Here is a 20,493-nt window from a genome sequence, read left to right on the forward strand (position 1 = left end):
GGGGCAAGACAGTACGTTCGTGCTCAACAACGTATTTTCGTCGGGAAAAGCGTCTCCTCCGCCGACAATATGCCGGTCAATTCCGGCAATGTGTCGGGTCCGCAGTCATATTGCAGGATGCTTGAAAACAACGCCTGTGCGAAGCTCTGCCGATGAAGGTTGATGGCAAACCATAAGCCTAACAATAAGACCAATCCAGAGGAAAACACAAAGCCATGAATATGAAGCTCAAGACCCTGTTTGCGGCGGGCGCCGTTGCGATTGCAGCCGCTTTTTCAGCCATGCCCGCGCATGCTGACGAGCTGGAAAAGCTGAAGGAAAACGGTGAGTTGCGCGTCGCCATGAGCGGCGCCTATCCGCCCTTCAGCTTCACCAATGCTGATAACCAAGTGGTTGGCTTCGACGCTTCCATCGGAACAGAAATCGCCAATCGTCTGGGTGTGAAGGTCAAGCTCGTGACCACGCCGTTTGACGGCATCATTGCGGGTCTTCTGGCGAAGAAATATGACGCCGTGGTCGCCTCCATGACCATCACGCCGGAGCGCGAAAAGGCTGTCGACTTTGTGGGCCCCTACTACCATGCGGGCCGCACGGTAGTGGTCAAGGAAGACTCCTCCATCCAGAAGCTTGAAGACCTCAATGGCAAGACCGTTGGCGTGACCATGGGCGATGCCCACGAGAAGTGGGCCAAGGCACACGGCGACCTCAATGTCCGCACCTATAAGGGTCTGCCGGAAATGCTGATCGATCTCGATGCAGGTCGCATCGATGCGCTTATCATGGACAGCATTCCGGTGAAGATCGCCGTCAAGGAAACCGGCCAGAAGGTCCGCATCCTCGATACGCCGAATATTGAAGGCGGTCGCGAGGCGCTCGGCATTGCCATTCGCAAGAACAATCCGGAACTCAAGGCAGCCATGCAGAAGGCGCTCGACGACATGCTCGCCGATGGCGGCTACGAGAAAATCTCGATGCAGTGGATCGGTAGCGATATTCGCTAAGCCGGCTTTTAATCCGGCCCGGTTTGTCCGGGCCGGCACATGCGATCTTCCGGAGTAGTTTTATGGATCTTGCGTTAATGCGGCACGTCCTCCCGTTTTTTCTGGAGGCGGCATGGGTAACCGTGCAGATTTCCGTGCTTGCTCTCGTGTTGGGATTCGTCATTGCGGGCATTCTGGTCGCCGGACGCCTTTCAAACAGTACTATTCTGCGTTTTCTATCCGGCGCTTATGTCAGCATCTTTCGTGGAACGCCCTGTCTCGTGCAGCTGTTCGTTCTGTATTTCGGCGGCCCGCAGATCGGTCTGGAACTGGAGCCTTATGCGGCTGGTGTGATCGGTCTGGGGCTCAATATCGGCGCCTATATGGCCGAGTCCATTCGCGGTGCGATTGCAGGTGTTGACCGGGGGCAGGACGAAGCGGCCCGTTCGATCGGCTTTGGACGCGGACAGACCCTGCGCCTCATCATTCTGCCGCAGGCCGCGCGCCTGATGATCCGCCCGCTCGGTGTGAATGCCGTTGCTCTGGTCAAGGGTTCGGCACTGGTGTCGACCATTTCCGTGGTTGAACTCACCTATACGGCGCAACGTTTCATCAGCTCGACCTACAAGCCGTTCGAGATTTTCGCGGTTGCTGCGGTCATTTACATGGTCATCGTCTATGTGGTGGCGTCGATTGTCGATCTGCTCGACAAGCGCTTCGCTGCACGCTGAGGGAGGACGCTATGCCAGCTCTCGATTTCAGTATCGTCGCTCCCTATACCGATCTTCTTTTGACCGGACTGTGGTGGACTTTCGTTCTTGCGGTCGCATCCAGCGCACTGAGCTTTATCCTCGGCATCGCGTTTGCACTGGTCGTGCTTTACGCACCGGCCCTGCTCGCCTATCCGGTCCGCTTCTTCATGTGGCTCTTCATGGGCACGCCGCTGCTTTTGCAGCTCTATCTCATCTATTACGGTCTGGTGCAGATCGGCATTGATATTCCAGCACTGTTTGCCGGCATTCTTGGCCTCAGCCTGCATTTCGCCGTTTATAATGCGGATGTGTTCCGGGCGGGTATCGTTTCGGTCGATCCCGGCCAGATGGAAGGTGCGCGGTCCATCGGGCTTAGCCGCGGACAGGCGCTGCGCTATATCATCATCCCGCAGGCCATTCGCAACACCATCCCGCCCATCGGCAACAACATGATCGTGCTGTTGAAAGATACGTCGCTCGTGTCGATCATCGGCATTGCCGAACTGGTTCACAGCGCGCAGATCGCCATCAGTGAAACCTATAGTCCGTTTGAGTTCTATCTGACTGCCGCCGCACTTTATTATGTGGTCAATCTCGTCATGGAAGCGGGCCTGCGGCATATCGAAAGAAAAGTGGAGGTTACGCGATGAGCGCCTTGAAGCCTATGGTTGAAGTTAAGGGCGCCCGCAAAGCCTATGGTGCGCTGGAGGTTCTGAAGGGGATCGATCTTTCGGTATCGCGCGGCCAGATCATTGCGATCATCGGCCCCAGCGGTTCGGGCAAGAGCACATTGCTGCGCTCCATCAACCATCTGGAGACGCTGAATGGCGGCGAGGTCTGGCTGGATGGGCTGCAGGTGAACCAGCCACTCAGTGGGCAAGCTTTTGAAAAGCACATCAACTCCGTGCGTCAGCAGATGGGCATGGTGTTTCAGCACTTCAATCTGTTCCCGCATCTCACCGTGCTCGAAAACATCACGCTGGGACCGACAAAGCTGAAGGGCATGTCGAAATCGGCGGCCCGCGAACTGGCGCTGGAACTGCTAAACAAGGTAGGGCTCGCCAGCAAGGTGGACGTCTACCCGTCGCGCCTGTCCGGCGGCCAGAAGCAGCGCGTCGCCATTGCCCGCGCCTTGGCCATGCAGCCGAAGGTGATGCTTTTCGACGAGGCGACCTCGGCGCTCGATCCGGAACTGGTCGATGAAGTGAATGCGGTCATGAAGCAGCTTGCCGCTGAACACATGACGATGCTGATCGTGACGCATGAAATGCGCTTTGCCGGTGAGGTTGCCGACAGGATCGTCTTTATGGATGGCGGCGTTGTGGTTGAAGAAGGTGCACCCGCAGACGTGCTGCGCAACCCGCAGAAGGACCGCACACGCGCCTTCCTGAAAAACTATATCGCAGCCTGATCCTCTGCCCGTAATGAAAAGCCCCCGGACTTGGAGAAGTCCGGGGGCTTTGTCTTAGAGCATTTCCAGCAAAAGTGCGTAGCGGTTTTGCGTAGGATAATGCGCAAAACAAATAGATAGAGCGGTTCCACGATTCCGTTTTAACCGGAACCGCTCTGGGAAAGCAGAGCTTTCGATCAGCCTTCCTTATGCTGTTGCGCGGCCAGTTCTTCGACACTCATATCCGGCTCGTTACGGGTCTTGTAGAGCGAGTAGAGAACACCGCTTGCGAGAATACCGAGCGTTACCACCAGCGACAGCAACGTGTTGATGTGGACACCCAGCGGCACCAGGAAAATCTTGATACCGATCAGCACCAGAATGATCGCCAGCGATACCTGAAGATAACGGAAACGGTTCATGGCGGCGGCAAGTGCGAAATAGAGCGCACGCAGGCCGAGGACTGCGAAGATGTTCGACGTGTAGACGATAAACGTATCCTGCGTGACGGCAAACACGGCGGGCACAGAGTCGACGGCAAAGATCAGATCGACGGTTTCAACCATGATCAGGGCAACCGCAAGCGGCGTCAGCCAGGTGACCAGCTTGCCGGTTTTCGGATCGGGCTTCTTGACGGTGAAATTGCGGCCATGCACTTCGCTCGTAATATTGAAGCGCTTGCGCAGGAATTTGAAGACCGCATTCTGCTCGATATCGGGCGTCTCATCCTGATGGCGGAACATCTTGAAACCGGTGAAGACGAGGAAGGCGCCGAACAGGAACAATATCCAGTTGAACTCGTGCACCAGTGCCGCGCCCAGTCCGATCAGGATTGCGCGGAAGGCGATGACGCCCAGAATACCCCAGAAAAGCACGCGGTGCTGGTAAAGGCGGGGGATGGCGAGAAAGCCGAAGATCGTTGCGATGACGAACATATTGTCCATCGCAAGGCTCTGCTCGATCAGATAGCCGGTGTAGAATTCAAGGCCTGCCTGCGAGCCGCGTTCCCACCAGACCCAGCCGCCGAAGGCCAGCGCGATCAGAACATAGAAACCATAGAGGAGCAGGCTTTCCTTGGCGCCGATTTCATGTTCGTCACGATGCAGGATGCCAAGGTCGAAAACCAGCAAACCCACGACGATCGTGATGAATGCCGCCCAGAAATATACAGGTGTGCCGAGAAAATCGCCCGAAAGGGCTAAAATAAGCAAATCCATCGCCGGACCATCTCCATTTGAACAAGTGGAGCAGCCCCGACATCGCCATAGCGGAAAACCATGACCAGAGGGGCCCGGCGCTGCCTTCTTCAAATGTGTATGTTTTTGTCCCGTTCAAGACCCGGGTGTAAAATTTTTGTGATGAGCCATTCCGGTCTGGAGCGAAGCCCGCTCCAGACTGATTTCGTTTGGCAGATCAATGCTGTGGCGCTGCGGTCTCTTCCGCGTCCGGTTCCTTGATGCGGAACCAGGCCACGTAAAGCGCTGGCAGGAACAGGAGGGTGATTGCCGTGCCGGCGATAATGCCGCCCATCATGGCATAGGCCATCGGCCCCCAGAACACTTCACGTGCAATGGGGATAAGCGCAAGGCTTGCCGCCGCCGCCGTCAGCGCAATCGGGCGCATACGATGCTGGCTGGCAATCATCACCGCATCCCACGGTTTCATGCCTTCAGTGATGTGTTCCTCAATCTGCACGATCAGGATGACCGAGTTTCGGATCAGGATGCCGATCAGCGCCAGCACGCCCAGAATGGCGACGAAACCAAGCGGTTTGCCGCTCGGCAGCAGTGCTGCGACCACGCCGATCAATCCAAGCGGCGCAACCGCCACAACAAGGAACAGACGCTGGAAACTTTGCAATTGCAGCATCAGCACAGTCGCCATCACGAACAACATCAGCGGCACAACGGCTGCAATCGGTCCCTGGCTTTTGCCGCTTTCCTCAACCGTGCCTGCTGTCTGGATGTAATAGCCGGCTGGTAGCTTGTCAGCGAAAGCCTTGATGGCAGGACCCAGATCTTTCACGATCGTATCCGGCATCGTCTTGTCGATGATGCCTGCCGCCACAGTGATGGTCGGGATGCGCGACCGCCGGTAGATGACGGGCTGCTCAAGCTCGTAACGGAAATTGGCGATAGATGCGAGCGGCACCGAGGTGCCGTTGCCCGTCGCAATTTGCAGGCTCTGCAAAGTGTCGATGGAATCGCGTTCGTGCTTTTGCGCGCGCACGATGACATCGATCAGATAGATCGAATCCCGTACCTGCGTAACGGTAATGCCGCCGACGACACCGTTGAGAGTCGTGGCAATATCCTTGGACGAAATGCCAAGCTTGCGCGCCTTGTCCTGCATGACATCGACGCGGATCACGCGACCGGGTTCATTCCAGTTATAGTTCACCACGCCCAGCCGTTGATCGGCACTGAGAATACCGGCAAAATCCTGCGCTATGCCGCGCAGTTTCTGAATATCGGGGCCGGAAATGCGGTATTGCACGGGGCGTCCGACCGGCGGTCCAAGCTCCAGAAACTTCACATAAACGTCGGTGCCGACATAATCCTCGCGGAAGACTTCATCGAACTTGGCTTTCAAGCGATCACGCGCTTCAACATCCTTGGCGACGACGACCATCTGGCCGAAATAAGGATTGTTCGGCTGCACGTCGAAGGAAAGAATGAAGCGGATCGCGCTTTGCCCGACATAGGTGCTCCAATGCTCGATATCGGGATTATCCTTCAGCATCGTTTGTTCGAAACGCTCCATCTGCGCCCTGGTTTCGGCGATGGAGCTGTTTTGCGGCAAGGTCCAGTCGAGAACCAGTTCCGGACGATCCGATTGCGGGAAGAACTGTTGTTCTATGAAGCGCATCCCGAAAACCGAAACCGCAAACAGGAGGATCGTGGTGACGATGGTCACCCAGCGATAGCGCATCGCGAGCAATAGCGCCCTGGAAAAGGCCTCAAAGAAGCGGCTGCGCTTTTCCGCATGAGGTTTCATTTTTTTCGGCAGGAAGGTGACGCCGAGAAGCGGTGCAAACAGCACCGCGACAATCCATGAGACCACAAGCGAGACCGCGATCACCACAAAGAGCGTGAAGGTATATTCACCAGCCTGACTGGAATTGAGGCCGATTGGAATGAAGCCCGCAATGGTCACAAGCGTGCCGGTCAGCATCGGAAATGCCGTATGCGAATAGACGTAAGTTGCAGCCTTGTTGATCGGATCGCCGAATTCCAGTCGCGCCACCATCATTTCGACGGCAATCATGGCGTCGTCGACCAGAAGGCCGAGTGCGATGATGAGCGCGCCAAGCGACACACGCTGGAGCGAAATATCCAGAAGTGACATCGACAAGAAGGTGATTGCAAGCACAAGCGGGATCGAGAGCGACACTACAAAACCGGCGCGCAAACCGAGGCTTACAAAGCTGACCGCAAGCACGATGACCACGGCTTCGAACAGCGCGCTGGTGAAGCCGGAAACGGCTTCCTTCACGACATGCGGCTGGTCGGCCACCTTGAATACCTTGACGCCGACCGGCAGTTCCGCCGTCACCTGCTGCATCATCTTGTCGAGCGCTGCACCAAATTCGAGCAGATTGCCGTTCGGCTTCATGCCGATGCCAAGCCCGATGGAATCTGCGCCATTGACGCGGAAGATGGATGTCGGCGGATCGACATAGCCGCGTGTGATGGTCGCGACATCGGAAAGGCGGAAGAACCGGTCATTGACGCGCAGATTGACCGCGCGCAGATCGGCTTCGGAATTGAACTGGCCGCTGACGCGGACACTGATCCGTTCCGGCCCGGCCTGAACGACGCCCGATGGCGTGATTGCGTTCTGGTCCTGCAAGGCTTGCAGCACGGCTTGCTGGTCAAGACCGAGCGCCGCCACCTGCCGCGTCGAGAATTCGAGATAGATCGCTTCGTCCTGCGCGCCGATCAGCTCGACCTTACCGGCATTGGGCAGCGTCAAAATCTTGGCACGCACGTCTTCGGCATAGTCGCGCAGCTGCCGCATCGACAGGCCGTCGGCGGTGAAGGCGAAGATATTCCCGAAAACATCGCCGAACTTGTCGTTGTAATAAGGCCCGTAAACGCCGCTCGGCAGGTCCGGCTTGATGTCGTCCAGCATATGGCGGACTTCGTTCCAAGCATCAGTGACCTGCCGTTTGCGCACCGTATCCTTGAGGAAGACGAAGACGACCGACTGGCCCGCAGTGGTGACGCTGCGCGTGTAGTCCAGCGTATCGAGTTCCTCGAGTTTCTTCTCGATGTGGTCGGTCACCTGATTGAGCGTTTCTTCAACCGACGCGCCCGGCCAGTTGGCCTGCACCACCATCGTCTTGACGGTAAACTCCGGGTCTTCTTCGCGACCGAGATCGATATAGGATACGAAGCCCGCGACCAGAAATACGAGCATGAAATACCAGACCAGCGATCTGTGGTTCAAAGCCCAGTCGGACAGATTGAATCCCTTTTTCACAGGCCAGTTCCTTTCTGGTCCAGACGGACTTTCTGTCCTTCTTTCAACTCATGTACGCCGGCAATCGCCACATAGCTTCCAACATCGACGCCACCGGCGACGAAGTTGCTGCCCTGCCGCTCGATGACCTGAAGATCGTGCAGCGAAACGGTCTGCTTGTCGGGATCGATGATCCAGATGCTTGTCTTGCCACTATCCTCGCGCAAAGCCTGGATCGGCAGCCGCACCAGATTTTTTTCCGGCGTTGCTAGAGCGGCCCGAATGGTCGCGCCAAGGCGGAAACCGTCAGGCGGATTGTTGAGCGCAATTCTGACCCGGCGGCTGCGCGTCTGCGCATCGGCCTGCGGAGCCACTTCCCGCACAGTGCCTGCACCGGTCACGGACGGGTCGGCCTGAAGCTGTACATTGAAAGCAGCGCCGGGCGCAAAATACTGGGTCATGCTGTCGGGAATATCGACCACGGCTTCGCGAATGTCCGGGCGGGCCACCGTCATCACGGCCTGACCCGCGGACACGACCTGTCCAACCTCGGCATTGGTTGCCGAAATCACCCCGTCATAGTCGGGGCGCAACACGGCATAGCTGCGCTGGTCCTGCGCCTTTTTCAGCCCGGCGCGGGCCTTTTCCAGATTGGCGTTGGCGCTATCGCGCGCCTGTCTCGCAGCATCGTAATCCGCCTGGGAAACATTGTTGCCTTGCAGCAAACTACGCTGCCGTTCCTCACTGGCCGAGGCATTGGCAAATTGCGCCTCGGCGCTTGCAAGATCGGCCTTTGCCGACTGGATCGCCAGATCGAGCGTCGATGGATCGAGCGTTGCGACGGTTTCACCCTTCTGCACCAGATCGCCCACCTGTACCGGGCGGGTGATAATGCGCCCGAGCACGCGGAAGGCGAGGTCGGTCGAATAGCGCGGCTCGATCGTACCGGCAAAACCGGCCTGCGTGGCGGGCCGTGGTTCAACAACCATGTAGAGAACCGGGCGGACGGGTTCAGCCTTGGCGTCGCCTTCATCGCTCTTGCCGCAAGCAGCAAGCGCAATCGTAGCCATCAGGACGGCGGCGCGCATGAAGGGCAGGGTAACCGGCTTTCGGATATCTCGCGTCATTGCGCAACCGCCCCTTCCTGCGTCTGCATGATTTCGGTCGGCTCGCCCGAACGCAGCATCTGTGCGCCCTTCGTGACGATCAGTTCGCCGTCGTTCAGGCCGCTATCAACGATCACCCGTTCCTTTTCATAGGAAAGCACGGTGATCGGCACCAGCGTTGCGACATTCGTATCTCCAGCCACCCGCCACACGGCGGCGTGCCCGGCGTCGGAGGTCATGGCGCTCCATGGCAGGACGATGACCTGACGGTTCTCCATATGCACTGTGCCGGTTACAGTCGCGCCCAGCGCCATCTGTGGCGGGGTGTGAGCGATGCCGACCTTGACCCTGACCGTGCCGGTCTGTGCATCGACGACGGGAGAAATTTCGCGGATTTGACCTTCGGCAACCACTGAAGCGTCCGACAGAAGCGCGATTGTCACACCCATGCCGTCCTTGGCATGGTTCACCAGCGTTTCCTGCACGTCGAAGACAGCATCGCGGGGGCCATCTTCAGCAATGGAAAACGCCGTCTGTGCGGCCTGTATCACCTGACCCGCCTCGATGTTGCGCGCCGTCACAACGCCGGAAACCGGGGCGCGCAGCTCGGTATAGGACAGCTGATCGCGCGCGTCGCTCAGCTGGCTCTCGGCGCTCGCCAGGGTGCTTTGCGCGGTTTGCAGGGTCTGGTTTGCCTGATCATAGGTGCTGCGGGTCGTGAAACCCTGAGCCAGCAGCGCCTTCTGGCGTTTGAAATTCGCATCCGCCTGAACGAGTTGCGCTTGCGCCGCATCCTTCGATGCTTGAGCGACACGCAGATTTGCCTGCTGTTCGGCGTCATCGATGCGGGCGATCAGCTCGCCCTTTTCGACATGCTGGCCGATCTCTGTCTTGCGCTCCACAACCTGCCCGCCAAGCCGGAACGATGTGTTGACCAGCGAACGGGCTTCGATCGCACCGGACAGCGTCAATTTAGGCTGATAATCGCTTGCCGCGACTTTCATCACCGCAACCGCAACCACATTGCGGGAATCAGCATGGGCTGGAACGACAAATGTCATTGCCGACATGCAGAATGCAAAAGCAGCCGTGGTTCCGAATATGACGCTTCGTCCGGAGCGGAGGAAACGGAAGGAAGGTTTTGCAATCATTGAACGATCCCGGTGGTTCGCATGTCCGGGAGAATGCAATCAAACGGGTTTCAACGAAAGCTTATTTTTTTACGTTTGCGTCAAATTAATTCGGTAGCGGGCTTCGCTCAGGCGCCGCTACAGGCACGGGGGCGTTCTCCATTGGCGAGCCGTTGTTCGATTGCCTCTATGACCGGAAGGAGATCGGCAACCGTATCGATGATGTAGTCGGGCCGGTGCCGGGAAAGAACGGCAGATGCCTTTTCGCGAAGCGCGTTTTTTTCGGCTTCGCTCATTTTGGCCAGTTCGTCCGGCGTGACGCCCGCTTCGTTGCCGCTCAGCGATACGCCCACCGTCCAGCATCCGGATTCCCGTCCTTCGTCTATCCCGACGCCGGTATCGTCAACCTTGACCACAGCATGCGCTGGCCAGACATCGAGATCGAGAAAGCACTGATACATGTTCATCGGAGTTGGGCGTCCGTGCGGCAAATCTCCGGCGCAGACCAGATTGTCGGTTTCATACCCTTGCGCCTTGGCAAGCGGCAGGACGCGCTCCATGATCGAGCGGGTGAACCGGTCGTGGAGCCGATCTTGAGACCGCGTTCGCGCAATGCGCGGGCCGTTTCTACGGCACCCGGCACCAGATCGGCATATTGATCGACGACCTGTTCGTTCAGCGGGACGAACACGTCGTAGACGGCCTGAATGTCGGCCTGTGTCGGTGCGTGGCCGTGGTGTGCTTCCCATGCAGCATGGATGCGCGGCTGTGCCAGCATGGCTTCGATGTGATCCCACTTCGGGCGGCCCATGGGTTCACGCGCCTCGGCAATCGAAACCTCAATGCCGAATTGCGCGAATGCTTCCACAAACACACCCATTGGCGCGAAGGAACCGAAGTCGATGACCGTGCCTGCCCAATCAAACACGACTGCTTTGAGATGTCCCATGACTGCTCCGTTGTTATGCGTAGAGTGAATTGACGACCTGCTCACCGAGCGCGAAGCCTGTCGAAGCGCCGGTGCCACCCGTGACCATGACGAGGCGGATATTGTCGGCGGGTTCATCGATCATGACTACGCGGTCGCTGGCCGAAGCATAGGTTCCGCACCAGCGCCCAATGACCTCGCGGCCGGGCAGATCGAATATCTGGTCAAAGGCTTCCATGATCAGCGTATCGAAGCGTTCCTGTGCAAAGGGTTCCGGGGCATTGCCATAGACATGGCTGTCGCCCACCACCAGCGAACCGTCAGCGGATTGCACGGCGATCAGATGAATGCCACCCCGGCGCATTTCGCCAAGTTCGGCATCAAGACGGTCACAAAGCGCCTTGGCTTCCGGCAGATCGGCAAAGCCTTCATAACGGCCAAAGCTCAAGTCAGACATGACGGCCGCGCCGAAACGCGCTGCTTGGGCTGGCATGACGCGCAGCATCTGCAACGTGCAGATGCGCAGATCATAGGCGGCGATGCGTTCCGGAAACAAAGTTGAAAAGTCGTCGCCGGGGCACACAATGCAGGCTTCCGCTTCGATGACGCCGCGACTGGTGGCAATTTTGTTGCCTTCAATGGCATTGACGGCGGTGTTCCAGTGGAAGGTGACGCCGTGGCGGCGTTCCAGCCACGCGGCAATTTTCGGGATGGCGTCGCGCGATTCGACGCGCAGTTCATGCGGGCTGAAGAGCGCGCTGCGCATTCCATCGGCGCGGATCGATGGCACATGTTCCAGCGCTTCGCCGGGTGTCAGCCTGCGGCAGTCTTCACCCATAGGCGTTTTCAGAAAAGCTTCCAGCACGGTGTCCGCTTCCTCGCGGTAAGCAGGCATAACCAGTCCGCGATGGATGATTTCGATACCGGCATTGTCGGCGATCTCGGCCCAGATGTCGCGGGCGCGCCGCGCCCGTGCCCAGTGATCGCCAGCCTTCTGGCCGGATATGGTGACGAAGCCAAAATTGCGGATCGATGCGCCGACAGCCTTGGCATTGCGCTCGACAACAACGACCTTCTTGCCTTTGCGGGCTGCGGCAAGCGCGGTGGAAAGGCCGACAATGCCCGCGCCGACAACCAAAAGATCGTATGTATTCTTCATCTGGGTTCTGTCCTCACCGAAACACATATCCTGCCATGGCTGATAGATATTTCAGTTTGATGACGGTCGACATGTGATGAGGCGGACGACAGAAAGTCTTGGGGGAAAGTAAGAAGGGGTGTGACTGACGAAATTACGTCACGAAACCGTCATGAGGGGCTTCTAGTATTCTGTGCAATCGCGCGGAGCCGCTGCGGTTTCGGGGATAATCTTCAGCTTATGGTGTGAACATGTTCGAGAACAGCCATCTGGACCGTATCAAGGCGGAAATCGCCGACAGTTTTGATGAAGAGCTGGAAATGCAGATCGAGGAAGAGCGTCTGGACGCGATGGTCGCCGAGGGCATGTCCGGCCCTGCCGAGCAGACGCTGGAACGCCGCTTGTATTTCCGCGAGTTGTTTCGCCTCCAGCACGAGCTGGTCAAACTTCAGGACTGGGTGCAGCACAAGAAGCTCAAGGTCGTGGTGCTGTTCGAAGGCCGCGATTCTGCTGGCAAGGGCGGCGCGATCAAGCGCGTGACCCAGCGCCTCAACCCACGTGTCTGCCGCGTGGTCGCGCTGCCTGCACCGACCGAACGCGAGCGCAATCAGTGGTATTTCCAGCGTTATGTGCCGCATCTGCCGACCGCTGGCGAAATGGTTCTGTTCGACCGCTCCTGGTATAATCGCGCCGGTGTCGAGCGGGTCATGGGCTTCTGCACCAAGGACGAACTGGAAGAGTTTTTCCGCTCCGTTCCCGAGTTCGAACGCATGCTCGTGCGCTCCGGGATCATTCTTATCAAATACTGGTTCTCGATCACCGATGAGGAGCAGGAATTCCGCTTCAACATGCGTATCCACGATCCGCTGAAGCAGTGGAAGCTTTCTCCGATGGACCTTGAAAGCCGCGTGCACTGGGAAGACTACACCAAGGCCAAGGAAGAGATGCTGCATCGCACGCATATCGAGGAAGCGCCATGGTGGGTTGTCGAGGCCGTTGACAAGAAGAAGGCGCGCCTCAATTGCATCGCACATCTCCTGACGCAGATACCGTATGAGGATGTGCCGAAATCAGCCATTCATCTGCCGGAACGCGTGCGTCATGACGATTACGTGCGTCACCAGACCCCGTCCGAAATGTATGTGCCGGAAGTCTATTGAACATTACGTGCGAGGCCGCTTAGCGCCGAGCATCGGTATACGACATTGAACATCATTCGCGGTTCCAACATGGAACATAGTCCCGGTCTGGTGGGTGCTTATCACAAGCGCCCCGACCAGCCGGTGGTTGAACTGAAAGCCGATGAGGTGGCTGCCGCTCTGGCCGCGCATGACGGCTGGGTCTGGCTGCATGTCGATCTCGTTGATCAGCGCGCACAGGGTTGGCTTTCAGAACGATGCGGCTTGCCAGCGTCGGCGCGGGCGATATTGGAGGGGCATGACGACAGTCTGGTGCTCAGCCATGAGGCCGGGACGATCCACGGTGTCATCGCCGATATGCATCAGGACATGGAGCGCATGTCCACGACCATCGGTCGCCTGCATTTTGCGGTGACGAGCGGACTTCTTGTCACCGGCAGACGGCATCCGCTGGAAGCTATCGACCGGGTGCGCCATTCATTCGCAAGCGGGTTCTGCCCGGCAACGGCCTATGAACTGTTCGAGGCCGTGGTGACAGGTTTCTGCAAGAATACGGCGAAACGGCTCAACGAAGCGAGCAAAATGCTCGATTCCGTGGAAGACAGGCTGGTGACAGAGCGGTTGAACGACGAGCGCCGGGACCTCAAGGAAGTGCGCCGTCTGGCCGTCTCGTTGCACCGCCCGGTGGCCGGTATGGTGGCCTTGTTCGAAGAAGAAGACCGTCTGGACTGGACCTTGCCAGAGATGGGCCAGGCGGTTTTGAAGCGGCTTTCCATGCGGCTTGAGCGGCTCGACCGTGAAATCGTCATGGTCAATGATCGTGCGCGGCTGCTTCAGGAAGAGATCGCGGCGGAACTGGCGGATGATTCAAACCGCAGCCTCAAAGTAATGGCGGTGATGAGCGCCTTGCTGCTGCCGGGCACGCTGATTGCCGGGATTTTAGGGATGAACACCGCCGGACTGCCCTTCACCGGCGATGGGTCCGGTTTTGGCTGGGCGATGCTGCTGGGGGTAGGCGCGACAGCGCTGTTCTACTGGCTTCTCCGCAAGGCCGGTATCAGCCTGCGATTTTGATTAGCATCGGTGGGGGCGTGCCCCAAACAGGAGGCACCGTTTCACACGATACCTCCCATTGGGAGTATAGTTATTTCTGGGTGGGTGCCGTAGTTTCTGCGCTCGCCGTTGTTTGCGGCTTTTCCATTTTGGTAGAAGATTGCGCACTATGGTAAGTGCAGTCTGCCATCGCAGCCGTAACCGACAGAGCGAGGACAGCGGTCGTTACAAATACGACTTTCATGCCTGTCTCCATTCAATGTTAGTTTCGTGGGGCATTACATCGACGACTGTAGCAAATGCTGCAAGTCTTGTCTCATCACTTCATATTCTAGTCTCTGGGCAGTTGCCGTGCGCCCCATTCGCTTTCGGGAATGGCGTGACCAATGGCATAGCTGAAGGACTGGATTGACATCGCCTCGGCATCGATCTGACATTTGAAGTCCACGCCATACCACTGGGCGCGGCTACGAAACGCGCCGTTGCTGACCGTCAGACCGGTATTGGAAACGGAACCTCCGGCGCGCGCCAGCATGTCGGGGAAAGCGCCCGGTTGCTGACGGCGGATCTGTTCAAGCGCTTCGATACTGCAAATCTGGATGACGCGATCTGTTGGCGAGAGCTTGCCGAGCGCTTGTTTCACACGCGGATCAGACAGGGCATCCTTCGAATAAAGCCTGCGCGCCTGTTTGAAATTTTCAGCCTTTTGCTCCGAAACGGCCTTGGCGGCTGGTTTTTCCTGTTCTGGCTTTGGTTGAGGAACGGGCGGGTTTTCGACAGCAGGGGCTGCGGCTCCGTTGGTGTCATCGACATTTGAAGATTGAGCGCTCAGCTCAGCCGCTTCCTGTTTGTCTTCCTGCGGCTGCTCGTTCTTGGCCTCGGCAGTTGCAGGCGGAATTTCGTCGGGCTTTTCGCTTGCTTCCGGGGCAGCTGGCGGGACATCCGGTTGCTCCGGCGTCTCATCCTTGGGGTCGTTGGAAGCGGACTCAAAGGCAAGCTTCTGGGCTTGCGCCTGCGGTGGCGCAGGGGCGGGCTTGTCCTGTTCCTGCTTGGGCTTTTCTTCGGCGGGCGGTGGTGGCGGAACAAGCTCTACATTGACGCTCTGTTCCTGCGCCGTCGGCAGTTCCGGTAAGCGGACGAGCAGAACAAAGGCCAGCAGCAGATGCAGGACGATCGAGCTTGGAATACCCCAGCCGATTTCTGCAGATATTTTTCTGGCCAATTGCTGCATTGTTCAGACGATCAAGGATATCCAACTACACGCGCACGGTTACTTGCCGTTGGTGATATCACATTGCAGCGTCAACAACAGGCCCAACAGCACGTGTTGGGCCGAACTATCTTCTGAGCCGGGATGCCAGGCATCCCGGCAAAGTCTTATGCGGCTTCCAATGCCTGCTCGCATCGCAGCAGCATGCCGTAGAGATCGCGCGGCTCATCGGGGTCCGCAAGCATGTCCAGTTCAGCATAGAGACCGGTTTCTTCCAGCTTGCTGCGGACATAGCGCAGGGCGGAAAAATCTTCGGTTGCAAAGCCGACGCTGTCAAACAGCGTGATCGCGCGATCCGATGTTCTGCCCGGCAGCTTACCGGTGATCACTTCCCACAACTCCTTGACCGGATAATCTTCCGGCAATTGCTGGATTTCGCCTTCGATACGGGTCTGCGGCGGGTATTCGACAAAAATATCCGAGCGCAGCAGAATTTCCTTGTTCAGCTCGGTCTTGCCGGGGCAATCGCCGCCAACGGCATTGATGTGCACGCCGGGGCCAACCATGTTGTCGCTCAAAATCGTGGCATATTGCTTGTCGGCGGTGACGGTCGTGATGATATCCGCACCCTCGACGGCCTCCTGCGACGAACCGCAGATGGTGACTGCAAAGCCCTTGTCGGCCAGATTGGCGGCGCAACGTTCGCTTGCCGAGCGGTCAATGTCGAACAGGCGGAGATTGTCGATGCCAAGCAGCGCCTTGAAGGCCAGCGCCTGAAACTCGCTCTGCGCGCCATTGCCGATGATCGTCAGCGTTTTGGAATCCGGGCGGGCCAGATGCTTGGCGGCCACCGCCGAGGTGGCGGCAGTGCGCAAGGCGGTCAGAATGGTCATTTCGGTCAGGAGCAGCGGATAGCCGCTGTCCACATCGGAGAGAACGCCAAAGGCGGTCACGGTCTGACGCCCCGCTCGGGTGTTCTTCGGATGGCCATTCACATATTTGAAGCCATAGAGCGTGCCATCGCTGGTCGGCATCAGTTCGATAACGCCTTCCTTGGAATGGGAGGCGACGCGCGGCGTCTTGTCGAACTGTTCCCAGCGGCGGAAGTCTTCTTCGACAACCACGGCCAGTTCCTTCAGGAAGGTTTCGACACCCACCGTCAGAACCAGCTTCATCATGTGATCGACGCTGACGAAGGGGACGATATTCAGCTTTTCATTGGTCATTTAAATGAACCTTTTTGTTCAGGGCGCGTGCGCCCGATCAGCGGGCGCCGTTTCCGGTCTTCGCCGTGAGGAATTTTTCAGCGATCATCGAAACGATCTGCGGCAGAACCTCGAAGGCGTAGGGCGCGTGGACGCGCTCAAGCTTCTGGTGGAACTCGCGACCCCACGGGCCAATATTGACCACAGGGAAACGCAGCGCATTGGCGGCTGGATGATCGACGAGGCGCGACACGGGCGTGTTTTGCGATACGATATCCTGTCCAAGCGTTGCCTGACCGAGAAAGCTCATGTCGGAAATGCCCTGGAAATGTGGCTTCCAGACAAGGCTCTGATCGGGGAAGGCGGCGAAAACCTTGATGGTTTCATCAATGGCTTGCTGAAACAGGCGGTCGTTGGTTTTCGTGTGATCGAGATGGCTCGCGGGATAGTGCAGCCCGGCAAAGCCGACAACAATCGCCGGTCCGGCGAGATGGGCCACACCCACAAGCCATTCGGTCAGCTGGCGGCTGACGGCCAGCGGATTGTCGATGCCGGAAAGGCGCTGTTCCTGTTCGTCATAGAGGCGTTCAAAGTCGTCGCCTGCAATGTCTGCCGCCATGGCGCGCAGCTGCGTGAAGGTGACCAGCTTCGGTTCAGGCGGGGTTGCTCCGGCGCGCTTGCCCACCAGCTTGCCATAGGCTTCGGCCTGTGCGGCGAAGCGTGCAACCGCATCGACGGCGCCGGTGCGCACTTCGTCCTGAAAGCGCTTGAACAGCTGTTCGGCGGTCATGCCGTGATAGAGCCAGTTGAGCGCGATCCAGAAACGTTCCGGCGTCGTCACTTCATAGCCGTCGCGCAGGTCCTTTGCCTCAAGGCAGATGGGCGGTGGGGAAATGTCTTTTTCGTCGCGGTCGGCAAGATCGGCATTGCCTTCGAAACGGGTGAGAATGCCTGCGGCCATCGCCTGTGCGCTGACGCCTTCATAAGGGTAGCTGGCATGGGAGCTGCAACCGATGACCAGCGCAAAAGGCAGAAGCTTGCCGATGGTGCCGGCATAAACGGCGCGGCCTTCGCTACCGTCGCCCTGATCGGAGGTCACGTCGAGATTGATGGCAGCCGAAATATCGAGATCGAAGTCCCGGGCAATATCCGGCAGCGCATTGCGCATGGACCGCATGCCGCGGCTTTCGCGTTCTTCATCGGGCGTGACGATCAGGACCAGATTGCCGCTGCGGTCAGGATCGGCAGCAAAGCGTTCAAGGCAGGCAATACCCGCGGCAATACCACTCTTCATATCGAGCAGACCACGACCGGGGAGAAAATCGCCGCTCAGGAGGTCTTCCAGCGCGCGCTCTTCCTGCTGCGAACGTGAGCGCTTGCCAAGGTCCTTGATCAGCACCTCTTTCAGATTGACGCTGTCGCAGGAGAGCGACTTCAACTCGTGATAATTGTCGGTCGCAACCGTGTCGAAATGACCGGCAAGCGCCACCGTCTCGCGACCCTTGCCGCGAACGAGCGCCACCACATTATGGGTCAGCGGATCGCCATGGCTGGCAACCGTGCGGATATTTGCCGGGTTCTGCTGGAAATACGGGATTTCCTTGAGCAATTCGACAAAACGGCCGGAGAATTCCGCTTCGCCGGGCGTACCGGTTTCGCTGCGCCAGCTGACCATGCGAAGAGCCAGCTCTTCGACATGCTTCGCATCGATTTGGTTATGCGCCATCGTTACGGCGTTTTGCGCGCCGTTTGAAACATTCGCAGTCATTGAGTAGTCTCCGTAATATGGAGCGCATCCCGAAAAGTGTGAAACGGTTTTCGGGAAAGATGCGCGTTAAAACAAAGAATTAGAGCGCCGATCTGATCCAATCAGATCGAAACGCGCTCTAGTGCGAAAGATGCTTTCGCAGGAAAGCGCGGGTCCGTTCCTCTTTCGGATTGGACAACATCTGGTCTGGCGATCCCTGTTCGACCACCACGCCGCCATCCATGAACATCACATGGTCGGACACTTCAGCGGCAAAGCGCATTTCATGGGTCACGATCAGCATGGTCATGTGCTCGCTGGCGAGCTGCTTCATCACCTGATTGACCTCTTCAACCAGCTCGGGATCAAGCGCCGAGGTGGCCTCGTCGAAGAGCATGACCTTGGGCTGCATTGCGAGTGCGCGGGCAATCGCCACGCGCTGCTTCTGGCCGCCCGACAGGCGGGCCGGATAGGCATTGCCCTTGTCGACAAGCCCGACCTTTGCCAGCAGGGCGTTGGCGCGGTCCAGCGCTTCGGCGCGCGGCAGATGCTTGAGCCGCATTGGTCCGATCATGATGTTTTGCAGCACGGTCAGATGCGGAAACAGGTTAAACTGCTGGAAAACCATCCCCATTTCCTGACGGATATGGTTGATGTGCTTTTCGAAGGCATGGCCCTTGAGCGGCTTGTTGACCTGATTGCCGTCGAGCCAGATTTCGCCGCCCGAGGTTTCTTCCAGCATGTTGATCGAGCGCAGAAGCGTGCTTTTCCCGGACCCGCTGGGGCCGATGATGGATACGATCTTGCCCCGTGCAACGGTCAGGTCGATGCCCTTGAGAACTTCATGGTCGCCATAGGATTTCCTGATCTGGCGCAATTCGATCATGGGTGTCTGTGTGTTCATCGGATAGCTTCCGCTTTCTTGGCCGCTTTGCTCAATGCCCATTCCATCAGAAGATTGACGGCGTAATAGAGCACGGCGGCGACGAAATAGAATTCGAATGGACGGTAGGTTTCGCTGATGGCGCGCTGCGCATTCAGAACCAGTTCCGTGATGCCGAGGACGGAAAGCACGGCTGTATCCTTGAGCAGGATGATGCTGTTATTGCCCACCTGCGGCAGTGCGGTCAGGATCGCTTGCGGAATGATGAAATAGCGCAGCGACATGCCCCGGCTGAAACCCAGTGAACGGGCCGCTTCCATCTGGCCATTGTCCACGGCTTGCAAGGAAGCGCGGAAAATATCGGCATTATAGGCGGCGTAATGCATGCCAAGGCCGAACACACCGGTCCAGAAGGCCGGAACCATGATGCCGATCTGCGACAGGCCGTAATAGAGAAGATAGAGCTGGAGCAGCAGCGGCGTTCCCATGAACAGGAACACGATGCCGCGTACCGGCAGGCTGACAACCTTCGGCGCATGCAGCGTCACCAGAGCGATGACGACGCCCAGCACCACGCTGATGACACCAGCGAGGATCGTGATCAGCACCGTCCAGAGCAGGCCGATGAAGAGCAGTTCCAGATAGGAAGGAACGACTGTAAAATCGAGGCTCATGCTTCGGCCTTCCTGTCAGTGTTGAAGAAGGTTTCAATGCCGCGAACGATCATAGAAATGATGGCTATGATGACGATGTAGGCGATACCGGCGACCGTGAAGACTTCGAAGGGCTTGTATGTCGATGTTACGAAACGCTGTGCCGAATAGGTCAGCTCGACCACGCCGATTGTCGAGACAAGCGCGGTGCTCTTGGTCAGGATGATCGTGTTGACGCCGAGCGAACGGATCATCAAGGGTGCCGCCTGCGGCAGAATGAAAAGCCGCATCGTGTTGAAACGTCCAAAGCCGATGCTGCGGGCAGCTTCGCTCTGACCCTTGTCCACGGCCAGAATGGCGCCGCGTATGCCTTCCGACATATAGGCCCCGATGTTGAAGCCCATGGTGATCACACCGGCCATGAACGGGCTGAATTCCAGACCGAATTGCGGGCCGCCGAAGAAGACCAGAAAAAGCTGCACCAAAAGCGGCGTGCCGCGCATGATGCTGACATAGCCTGTGGCGAACCAGCGGAACGGCTTGAAACGCGAAAAGCGGGCGATGACCAGAACGGTTGCGACGACCAGACCAATCAGAAGCGATACGACGGTCAGCTGAACGGTGACCCAGGCAGACTGAACAATGAAGGGAAAAATCCGCTCGATAAGTGCGATATCCATCCTTCAACCTTTCTTCCCCATCGGTGGCTCATGGA

General features: G+C 58.0%; 19 protein-coding genes. 6 read left to right on the plus strand and 13 right to left on the minus strand.

Translation table 11 applies throughout. The features are described 5' to 3' along the window. Positions 1 to 215: 215 nt before the first annotated feature. The 4 genes from ACTJKP_RS14680 (at position 216) to ACTJKP_RS14695 (ending at position 3,143) form a co-directional block, all read left to right on the plus strand. The gene (locus ACTJKP_RS14680) at positions 216 to 1,001 is read left to right on the plus strand and encodes an ABC transporter substrate-binding protein (protein ID WP_440631160.1); all 786 of its coding nucleotides are present in this window, start codon (positions 216 to 218) and stop codon (positions 999 to 1,001) included. A gap of 62 nt (positions 1,002 to 1,063) precedes the next feature. Continuing rightward, on the plus strand, positions 1,064 to 1,711 hold the full coding sequence (locus ACTJKP_RS14685; protein WP_440631161.1) for an amino acid ABC transporter permease: 648 nt from the start codon (positions 1,064 to 1,066) through the stop codon (positions 1,709 to 1,711). 11 nt (positions 1,712 to 1,722) lie between these two features. Then, positions 1,723 to 2,382 carry an amino acid ABC transporter permease gene (locus ACTJKP_RS14690; RefSeq protein ID WP_078338230.1) on the plus strand — a complete coding sequence of 220 codons (660 nt, stop codon included), beginning with the start codon at positions 1,723 to 1,725 and terminating at the stop codon, positions 2,380 to 2,382. Beyond that, a complete protein-coding gene (locus ACTJKP_RS14695; RefSeq protein WP_440631162.1) occupies positions 2,379 to 3,143 on the plus strand; it encodes an amino acid ABC transporter ATP-binding protein in 765 nt (254 codons plus the stop codon). The genes ACTJKP_RS14690 and ACTJKP_RS14695 overlap by 4 nt, the downstream gene beginning before the upstream one ends. 176 nt (positions 3,144 to 3,319) lie before the next feature. Here ACTJKP_RS14695 and ACTJKP_RS14700 read toward each other — a convergent pair whose 3' ends face one another. The 7 genes from ACTJKP_RS14700 to ACTJKP_RS14730 form a co-directional block, all read right to left on the minus strand. Next, positions 3,320 to 4,339, minus strand: coding sequence for a TerC family protein (locus tag ACTJKP_RS14700; protein WP_440631163.1), 1,020 nt, complete (start codon positions 4,337 to 4,339; stop codon positions 3,320 to 3,322). A gap of 196 nt (positions 4,340 to 4,535) precedes the next feature. Next, positions 4,536 to 7,607 carry an efflux RND transporter permease subunit gene (locus ACTJKP_RS14705; RefSeq protein WP_440631164.1) on the minus strand — a complete coding sequence of 1,024 codons (3,072 nt, stop codon included), beginning with the start codon at positions 7,605 to 7,607 and terminating at the stop codon, positions 4,536 to 4,538. Further along, positions 7,604 to 8,674 (minus strand): efflux RND transporter periplasmic adaptor subunit, encoded by a 1,071-nt coding sequence (locus tag ACTJKP_RS14710; RefSeq protein ID WP_440631212.1) that lies wholly within the window; start codon positions 8,672 to 8,674, stop codon positions 7,604 to 7,606. Before ACTJKP_RS14710 ends, ACTJKP_RS14705 begins: the two co-directional genes overlap by 4 nt. Positions 8,675 to 8,709: 35 nt before the next feature. Then, entirely contained in the window at positions 8,710 to 9,762 is a 1,053-nt protein-coding gene (locus ACTJKP_RS14715) for an efflux RND transporter periplasmic adaptor subunit (protein WP_440631213.1), read from the minus strand. Between the two features lie 188 nt (positions 9,763 to 9,950). Continuing rightward, entirely contained in the window at positions 9,951 to 10,289 is a 339-nt protein-coding gene (locus ACTJKP_RS14720; protein WP_440631165.1) for a hypothetical protein, read from the minus strand. Next, positions 10,286 to 10,771 (minus strand): HAD family hydrolase, encoded by a 486-nt coding sequence (locus ACTJKP_RS14725; RefSeq protein WP_440631166.1) that lies wholly within the window; start codon positions 10,769 to 10,771, stop codon positions 10,286 to 10,288. Before ACTJKP_RS14725 ends, ACTJKP_RS14720 begins: the two co-directional genes overlap by 4 nt. 13 nt (positions 10,772 to 10,784) lie before the next feature. Further along, positions 10,785 to 11,909 (minus strand): TIGR03364 family FAD-dependent oxidoreductase, encoded by a 1,125-nt coding sequence (locus ACTJKP_RS14730; RefSeq protein ID WP_440631167.1) that lies wholly within the window; start codon positions 11,907 to 11,909, stop codon positions 10,785 to 10,787. A gap of 230 nt (positions 11,910 to 12,139) precedes the next feature. On the opposite strand from ACTJKP_RS14730, the gene ppk2 reads away from it, so the two are divergent. Both ppk2 and ACTJKP_RS14740 read left to right on the plus strand, forming a co-directional pair. Beyond that, a complete protein-coding gene (ppk2, locus tag ACTJKP_RS14735) occupies positions 12,140 to 13,048 on the plus strand; it encodes a polyphosphate kinase 2 (protein ID WP_078338237.1) in 909 nt (302 codons plus the stop codon). A 45-nt stretch (positions 13,049 to 13,093) separates the two neighbouring features. Next, complete coding sequence (locus ACTJKP_RS14740) at positions 13,094 to 14,101, plus strand: transporter (RefSeq protein ID WP_440631168.1); 1,008 nt, start codon at positions 13,094 to 13,096, stop codon at positions 14,099 to 14,101. A 310-nt stretch (positions 14,102 to 14,411) separates the two neighbouring features. Here the strand turns inward: ACTJKP_RS14740 and ACTJKP_RS14745 are convergent, their stop codons facing one another. From ACTJKP_RS14745 to ACTJKP_RS14770, 6 genes are all read right to left on the minus strand, one after another. Further along, positions 14,412 to 15,311, minus strand: coding sequence for a DUF930 domain-containing protein (locus ACTJKP_RS14745; protein WP_440631169.1), 900 nt, complete (start codon positions 15,309 to 15,311; stop codon positions 14,412 to 14,414). 146 nt (positions 15,312 to 15,457) lie between these two features. Next, positions 15,458 to 16,516, minus strand: a complete 1,059-nt coding sequence (locus ACTJKP_RS14750) for an ornithine cyclodeaminase (RefSeq protein ID WP_440631170.1) — start codon at positions 16,514 to 16,516, stop codon at positions 15,458 to 15,460. Positions 16,517 to 16,553: 37 nt separating this feature from the next. Next, a complete protein-coding gene (locus ACTJKP_RS14755; RefSeq protein WP_440631171.1) occupies positions 16,554 to 18,263 on the minus strand; it encodes a M20/M25/M40 family metallo-hydrolase in 1,710 nt (569 codons plus the stop codon). Positions 18,264 to 18,381: 118 nt separating this feature from the next. Beyond that, entirely contained in the window at positions 18,382 to 19,146 is a 765-nt protein-coding gene (locus ACTJKP_RS14760; protein WP_318282792.1) for an amino acid ABC transporter ATP-binding protein, read from the minus strand. Continuing rightward, positions 19,143 to 19,799: an amino acid ABC transporter permease gene (locus ACTJKP_RS14765; protein ID WP_280993426.1), complete on the minus strand. Its 657-nt coding sequence runs from the start codon at positions 19,797 to 19,799 to the stop codon at positions 19,143 to 19,145. Before ACTJKP_RS14765 ends, ACTJKP_RS14760 begins: the two co-directional genes overlap by 4 nt. Then, positions 19,796 to 20,458 (minus strand): amino acid ABC transporter permease, encoded by a 663-nt coding sequence (locus tag ACTJKP_RS14770; RefSeq protein WP_440631172.1) that lies wholly within the window; start codon positions 20,456 to 20,458, stop codon positions 19,796 to 19,798. The genes ACTJKP_RS14765 and ACTJKP_RS14770 overlap by 4 nt, the downstream gene beginning before the upstream one ends. Positions 20,459 to 20,493 lie beyond the last annotated feature (35 nt).

Source organism: Brucella sp. 22210 (assembly GCF_052045675.1).
In the GTDB taxonomy this organism is placed as follows: Bacteria; Pseudomonadota; Alphaproteobacteria; order Rhizobiales; family Rhizobiaceae; genus Brucella.